Source organism: Rahnella sp. RFA10(1/100), assembly GCF_004195115.1.
In the GTDB taxonomy this organism is placed as follows: domain Bacteria; phylum Pseudomonadota; class Gammaproteobacteria; order Enterobacterales; family Enterobacteriaceae; genus Rahnella; species Rahnella perminowiae.
Window position 1 is genome coordinate 508,439 of record NZ_SEWR01000004.1, and the last position, 6,982, is coordinate 515,420.

6 protein-coding genes are annotated in these 6,982 nt (G+C 58.3%); all 6 read left to right on the forward strand.

Annotated elements, in window-relative coordinates:
- Positions 1-105: 105 nt before the first annotated feature.
- Positions 106-924: an ATP-binding cassette domain-containing protein gene (locus ETV65_RS15620; RefSeq protein ID WP_129953721.1), complete on the forward strand. Its 819-nt coding sequence runs from the start codon at positions 106-108 to the stop codon at positions 922-924.
- Positions 924-1,739: a dipeptide/oligopeptide/nickel ABC transporter ATP-binding protein gene (locus ETV65_RS15625; RefSeq protein ID WP_129953722.1), complete on the forward strand. Its 816-nt coding sequence runs from the start codon at positions 924-926 to the stop codon at positions 1,737-1,739. The genes ETV65_RS15620 and ETV65_RS15625 overlap by 1 nt, the downstream gene beginning before the upstream one ends.
- Positions 1,740-1,743: 4 nt before the next feature.
- Positions 1,744-2,982, forward strand: coding sequence for an MFS transporter (locus ETV65_RS15630; RefSeq protein WP_129953723.1), 1,239 nt, complete (start codon positions 1,744-1,746; stop codon positions 2,980-2,982).
- 13 nt (positions 2,983-2,995) lie between these two features.
- Positions 2,996-4,504: an ABC transporter substrate-binding protein gene (locus ETV65_RS15635; protein WP_129953724.1), complete on the forward strand. Its 1,509-nt coding sequence runs from the start codon at positions 2,996-2,998 to the stop codon at positions 4,502-4,504.
- Complete coding sequence (locus tag ETV65_RS15640; protein ID WP_129953725.1) at positions 4,504-6,303, forward strand: ABC transporter permease subunit; 1,800 nt, start codon at positions 4,504-4,506, stop codon at positions 6,301-6,303. Before ETV65_RS15635 ends, ETV65_RS15640 begins: the two co-directional genes overlap by 1 nt.
- A 485-nt stretch (positions 6,304-6,788) precedes the next feature.
- A partial coding sequence (locus ETV65_RS15645) for a hypothetical protein (protein WP_129953726.1) occupies positions 6,789-6,982 on the forward strand: 194 nt, incomplete at its 3' end.

Consider the following 6,982-nt stretch of genomic DNA (forward strand, 5'->3'; position numbering starts at 1 on the left):
AAAAATTTTTCCCGGAGAAAATCGCAAAAACTTTTGCATTAAATTGACACATTTTGTTATGTTATCACATATCAAAACACGCAAAACGGTGTACAGGCTTAGGGAATGACACGCAACAGGACGCAAAACACTGAACCGGTGCTCGCCGTGGAAGGAATGACAATGCGGCTTGCCGGTGAAACACGCATCAGCGGGCTGAGTTTCAGCATCGGTGCCGGCGAGCGCGTTTGCCTGCTGGGCGCTTCCGGCTCCGGTAAATCGCTGACTGCCAGAGCGGTCACCGGCACGCCGCCTGCGGGTGCAATACTCAGCGGCAGCATTCGGGTGAATGGCGTCGAGGCGTGCGGAATACATCCGGTGTCACGCTGTATGACCAGCCGCGTCGCTACCGTTTTTCAGGATTCCTCTACCGCGCTGAACCCGCTGATGACACTCGGAAAACAGTTGCGTCTCGCCCTGCCTGCCGCCAGCGAGGACCAACTCTGCACAATGCGGGATGCCGTAGGGCTGGGCGATATTGCGCAATTTTACACCCGCTATCCGGCAGAACTTTCCGGCGGCCAGCGCCAGCGTTTGTGTCTGGCGCTGGCCATGCAATCCACGTCTTCGCTGCTGGTAGCGGACGAGCCGACCACCGCGCTCGACGTGCTGACCCAGCAGCAGGTCTTACAGGCTATGCGTAACGCCTGCTCCAGCCAGCCATCGCCCCGTGCGCTGTTGTTTATCACCCATGATATTGCCGTCGCCGCGCAGTTATGCGAACGCGCACTGGTGATGGAAAACGGCGTACTGGTGGAATCTGCCGGTATGGCGCAGTTGCTCAGCCATCCGCAGCATCCTTATTCCCAAAAACTGGTTCACGCCGCAAGACAGGCCGCCGTGTTGCATCAGAATACCGGGTCACGGTACGGGGTTGCCGTCTGATGGAACCTTCACTGCCTCGGGTCACCGGACCGTTTCTGCATCTGCAAAATATCAGCCGCCATCTCACCCTGCCGGGTTCTTTCGGGCGCACGCAGCGCACTGCCCTTTTTGAGGATCTGTCGCTGCGTATCGGCCGCCATGAAACCCTCGGGCTGGTCGGCGCGTCAGGCTGCGGAAAATCCTCCCTGCTGAGGATCCTGCTGGCACTCGAAGCGCCCGACAGCGGCGATGTGTATTGCGCCGGGGTCAGGATCCGTCCCGGTTCTGCGCGTTCTCTGCGCGAATACCGGCAGCGTGTACAGTATATTCCACAGGACCCGGCCAGTTCGCTGCCGCCGGTTCAGACCCTTTATCAGATTATTGCCGAGCCGCTGAAACGCCTCGGGTTTAGCGGTGATATTCGCCTGCGCGTGAGCGAGGTGATGGCGCAGGTTCACCTGAGCGAAGGGTTAATGTCGCGTACGGCAGGTGAACTCTCAGGCGGACAGGCGCAGCGGCTGGCAATCGCGCGCGCGCTGGCGATAGGCCCGCAATTTCTGGTCGCCGACGAACCGGTCAGCGGGCTGGATATGCCGCTGCGCAGGCAGGTCAAACAGTTACTGCAACAGGTGACCCGGCAAAATGGCATGGGCCTGCTGATGGTCACGCACGATATTTCGATGGTCGCCGGGCTATGTGACCGTTTGCTGGTGATGCACGGCGGCAAAATTGTAGAAGACCGTGTCACACAGGATGTTTTGCACACCCCGGACCATACGCATACCCGGCAGCTGCTACAGGCCATTCCTCATTTACCTTTAACTGTTAACGGATAACCGGATGCTGACCCGATCCATTGCGCGCACTTCCGCGCCCAAACCGCCGCTGCTGCTCGCCAGCAGTCTGGTATTTAACATTGGCTTTTATGCCGTGGTGCCGTTCCTGGCGATTTTTCTGCGCGATGATTTATTGCTTTCCGGCTGGGCGATCGGGCTGGTGCTGGGCCTGCGGACATTCTCGCAGCAAGGGATGTTTTTGCTCGGCGGCGCACTGTCTGACCGCTACGGCGCACGGGTGATCATTCTCTTGGGCTGTGTGGTGCGTATCGCCGGTTTTCTGCTGCTCGGGCTTTCCGACACGCTGGCACCGGTTATTCTCGGCGCCTGCCTGACCGGCATCGGCGGCGCACTGTTTTCTCCTTCGATTGAAGCCCTGCTGGCGCAGGCCGGAACGCACAGCGAAAAAGCCGGAAAACGCAGCCGGGCTGAATGGTTTGCGCTGTCCGCCGTGTGCGCTGAACTGGGCGCGGTGCTGGGGCCATTACTCGGATCGCTGCTGTCCGGTTATGGTTTTCAGCCGGTGGCGCTGGCCGGTTCTGGCCTGTTTCTGATTGCGTTGCTGGTGTTGTTTTTCACCCTGCCCGCCACGCCAAAACGCGCCGCTGAACTGAAAATTGTGCCCTGGTGGCAGACCTTCCGTCAGCCGCGTTTTGTGGCCTTTATCATTGCCTACAGCGCTTACCTCTTCAGCTACAACCAGTTGTATCTGGCGCTGCCGGTGGAATTGCGCCGTTCAGGTGGCAGCGAACAAGATCTCGGGCCGCTGTTCGTACTGGCTTCGGTTCTGGTGATCGTTCTGCAAATGCCGCTGGCGCGATTTTCCCGCCGGATGGGTGCCGCTCGGATTTTACCTGCCGGCTTCGGATTGCTGTCATCCGCGTTTATCGCCGTGGCGCTGTTCGCCTGGACGGTTCCGCCGGAAGGCTGGTTGCGGCTGCTGCCTTCCGTATTGCTGATTACTCTGCTGACTGTCGGACAGATGCTGATTGTGCCGGTCGGCATGGATCTCATTCCGCGCTTTGCCGGGCAACATAATCTCGGCGCGCATTACGGTGCGCTGTCGTCAATGGGCGGCATTGCGGTGCTGACGGGGAATTTCCTGCTCGGCGGCCTGCTCGATAACGCCCTGACGCCCTCTCCGGGCGCAGTGATCCCGTGGCTGGCACTGGCCGCCGTTCCCTTTTTAAGCGCGCTGGCGATGTGGCGAATCTGCCGCCAGTTGCCTCCTCCTGCAATCTGACAAGGAATTTGTGATGTCTCTGAAACATGTAAGCCCGCTGGCCGGGCTGCTTTCTGCTGCGCTTTTACTGACCGGATGCTTCAGTGAAGCCGATAAAAACCCCGGCAAAACTGCGGATCAGCGCCTGCGGCTGGCGATGTTACAACCGCCGCGTTCCGGCCTGACGCCGCTCAGCGACGATGCGTTTAAACTCTCGCGCTGGAGTACGACAGAGACGCTGGTGACGCTCGATAAACTCGGCGAAGCACAACCGGCGCTGGCGACAAAATGGCTGCAAACCGGTGATAACAGCTGGCGTTTCGAGCTGCGCCATGGCGTCAGATTCCACGACGGCAGCCTGCTTGATGCCGCCACCGTGGTAAATGCCCTGACCGTCGCCGCTCATGCCGCGCCGAAACCACGCATTCTGGATGGCGTGCAACTGACCGCCGTAGCGGACGGCGAACAGGCTGTTAGGGTGACCACCGCACAGCCGGATCCGTTGCTGCCACAGCGGCTCTCCAGCCCGCAGCTGGCTATCCTTTCGCAAAAAGCCTACCGCCCCGGCGGCGTGGTGGATCCGCGCCATGCCGGTTCCGGCCCGTTTGAACTGATGCAGGTGAACGGCACCAGCAACGCCCGGCTGGAACGCTTCGGCGGTTACTGGGGCGAAAAGGCCAAAGCCAGCGGCATTGATGTCAGTTTCGTGCCGGACGGCACCGCACGCGGCGCGGCGTTACGCACCGGCGCGGCAGATATTGTCGAAGCCATTCCGGTGTCTCAGGCCCCGTTGCTGGATCAGAAGCTCATCCATGAAGTGCCAATGCCGCGCACTAACACGCTGTATCTCAATACGCGGCTTGGAGTGATGCGGGATCCCGCGCTGCGTGCTGCCGTTCGCGACGCCATTAACCGCCAGCAACTGGTGGATAACGTCTACGAAAAACGCGCCGATGTGGCACAGGGGCTGCTCGGCCCGGCATTATCGTGGGCCGCACCACTGCGCCAGCCCGTAAGCCCTCCGGTGGCCGCCCGTAAACCGGCTGGTGAAACCATCACCTTAGCAACCTTCAGTGACCGTGCCGAGCTGCCGGAGGTGGCAGTGTATCTGGCACAGCAACTGACGGCAGCCGGTTTTAGCGTGAAACAGGTGGTGCGCGAATATTCACAAATCGAATCTGATGCGCTGGCGGGCAAGTTCGATGCGTTTATTTTATCCCGTGCCACTGTGCTGGATTCCGGTGACCCGGTGGCGTACATGTACAGTGATTTTGCCTGCAAAGGCTCGTTTAACATTGCGCAGCTTTGCCGTCCTGATATCGATCAGGCCCTGCAAAAGGCTTCCGTTATTCCGGCAGGTGCTCAACGCCGTCAGGCGATCATGCAGGCTGAAAACCTGATCCTCGCCACGGATGCCGCCATTCCGATGTTGCATGAGCGGGTGATTCAGGGCGAATCGGCAGACATCCGTGACGCGGTGCGCGACCCGCGTGAACGCACGTTAATCAATGCCGCCACACAGCGCGTGGTGCAGGCCGACTGATGAGTGAATCTCTGTATTGCCGCACCTGCGCGGGCGTCAGTCGTCTGCGTATGAGTCAGACCCGTGGCGCAGGGGTGCCGCTGATTTCTCGCTGGCTGACGCTGGCCACCATCGTGGTGTTGACCGGCCTGCTGCCGTGGTTGTCGGGCAGTGATCCGGCGCTGTCATTGCTGCGCGCACGCTCCGGCGAACAGGAAGCCACGCCGGAAGCGCTCAACGCGATCCGCCTGTCGCTCGGGCTGGATCATGGGCCAGGGTACGCACTCACGCACTGGCTTGGCGGATTACTGAGCGGTGATGCGGGCGTTTCCTGGGTGTCTGGTCTGCCGGTGTTACCGGGCCTGCTGCAGGCAACAGGTGTTTCACTTACGCTGATGACAGCTTCCGCCGGCGTGGCGTTTCTGATTGCGCTGCTGTTATGCGCAGGGACACTGATTGGTGGTTTACAGGGCAGAGTGCCCCGGCCCGCGGGTTTTCTGGCGGCGCTGCTAACGGCGCTACCTGAATTTTTACTGGCGTCGGTGCTGCTGATCACCGGCGCTGTCTGGCTGAAACTGTTCCCGCCTTACGGGTGGACCGGCTGGCATAACGCGGTGCTGCCTTCGCTGGCGCTGGGGATTCCGGCGGGCGGTTATCTCGGGCGGCTGTATTCCGATGCCCTCAGCAGTACCTTTAATGAAAACTGGCTGACCACCTGGAGTGTACTGGGAATTTCACGCCGCCATACCGCACTGGCCATTATCCGGCGCACATTGCCCGGCGTGATACCTTTAACCGGACTGGTGCTGGTATCGCTGACCGGCGGCGCAATCGCGGTGGAAAAAGTCTTTGCGATACCGGGCATCGGGCGCGCTACCCTGGGCGCGGCGGCAGCCGGCGATTTACCGGTGTTACAGACCGGCGTGCTGACCCTGCTGTTGCTGGCTTGCGTGATCGGCATGCTGACGGGCGGCATCCGGCGGATATTACTGGGCCGCGCATTGTCATTGGGCGCAGTACCCGTTCCGCAACCGGTAACCCTGCCTGAAAAACAGCGGGTATGGTTACCATTGCTTTGTCTGAGCGTTTTAGTGGTTATGGTTCTCGCCGGTTTGCCACGCGATCCGCTGACATCAGCGTATCTGCGCCTGCAATCGCCTTCTCTCGTTTTACCCTTTGGCGCTGATGCTATGGGTCGTGACCTTCTCGCACGTGTGGCACATGGCACAGTCAATACCTGTTTGCAGGCGCTGATGGTTTCACTGATTTGTCTGTTCGCAGGCGTGATTGCCGGCGCTTTCCCCCGTGCGATGACCGGCCCGATTGAAATCACTAACGCGCTGCCACCGGTCATTGCCGGTCTGGTGATCGCCGCCATCAATGGTCCGACCGCCACCGGCGCGGCAATTGCCGTCACCGCCGTCAGCTGGGCACCGCTGGCGGCACATACTGCCGCGCTGGTGGCCGAAATCCGCGCAAGGCCATATATGCAGATGCTTGAGGTCATTGGCGTAGGCGCACTGCGCCGTAATGTATTTTATGTGTTTCCTGCGCTGGCCGGTCCGCTGTTACGTCACGCCCTGCTGCGTTTACCGGGCATCGCGCTGGCGCTGGCATCCTTAGGTTTTCTCGGGCTTGGTGCCCCCCCGCCCGCGCCGGAATGGGGACGCGTGCTGGCCGAGGGTATGCCTTACATCGAGCGGGCGGTGTGGAGCGTACTCGCTCCGGCCGGGGCACTGGCGCTGTTGTCTGTAATGATGGTGACAATGAGTAATTTACGTTGGAAAAACCGCGCTCAGCAGCCAGGAGCGCGGCATTAATAACTTTTCGACTGAGCTATCCAATATTGAATTTTCAGTTCAGGAGAGCATGGAATAAGCTCAGCAGGAATATCGGGTTTCTGTAAAAAGTCTCTGATAAAAGTTTTGTCACTTCAGGAAGACAATTATTGCGGATTGCTTCTATGTGTATCCACCTCATTACGTGCGGCATTTTTCCGGAAAAATTTACAAATTAACAGTAAAATAAATAACCTCAGCTTATATGAATAAACTTATTAGAAACATCTAAAAAATATATATTATTAACTTTATAACATACCCCGGAAGACATTATTTTAAAGCGTTAATCATATATCACTTTTATCGTGGATGTTTTTGAGTAGAATGGCGCAGGCTTTAAATTTGACTTAAGTAACATTTGTTTTTTATTCATTCCGATAATGATTTAACACAATGGATTAGTTTAATAACCCATGAACAGGGTTTCGGTGAAGCAGCTGCGTTGTGCCAAAAGGACTTAAACGATGAGCATTCAGGAATACATTCTTGCTGGCAGTAAATTACCGGTCCACAACCATTACCAGTTAAGATTTAAACGGCTGGAATCCCGGCAGCCCGGCGTTGATATTTCGGTGCTCAGGTTCAGCGGCAGCGAGGCCATCAGCGATATCCTGCGCTATGAAATTGCGTTCACCAGTGCGGTGAAAGACATTCCCGC

What these genes read in the sequence shown, in the direction of transcription:
- ETV65_RS15620 (WP_129953721.1), top strand. Translation starts at nt 106, where the DNA reads ATGACACGCAACAGGACGCAAAACACTGAACCGGTGCTCGCCGTGGAA.
- ETV65_RS15625 (WP_129953722.1), top strand. Translation starts at nt 924, where the DNA reads ATGGAACCTTCACTGCCTCGGGTCACCGGACCGTTTCTGCATCTGCAA.
- ETV65_RS15630 (WP_129953723.1), top strand. Translation starts at nt 1,744, where the DNA reads ATGCTGACCCGATCCATTGCGCGCACTTCCGCGCCCAAACCGCCGCTG.
- ETV65_RS15635 (WP_129953724.1), top strand. Translation starts at nt 2,996, where the DNA reads ATGTCTCTGAAACATGTAAGCCCGCTGGCCGGGCTGCTTTCTGCTGCG.
- ETV65_RS15640 (WP_129953725.1), top strand. Translation starts at nt 4,504, where the DNA reads ATGAGTGAATCTCTGTATTGCCGCACCTGCGCGGGCGTCAGTCGTCTG.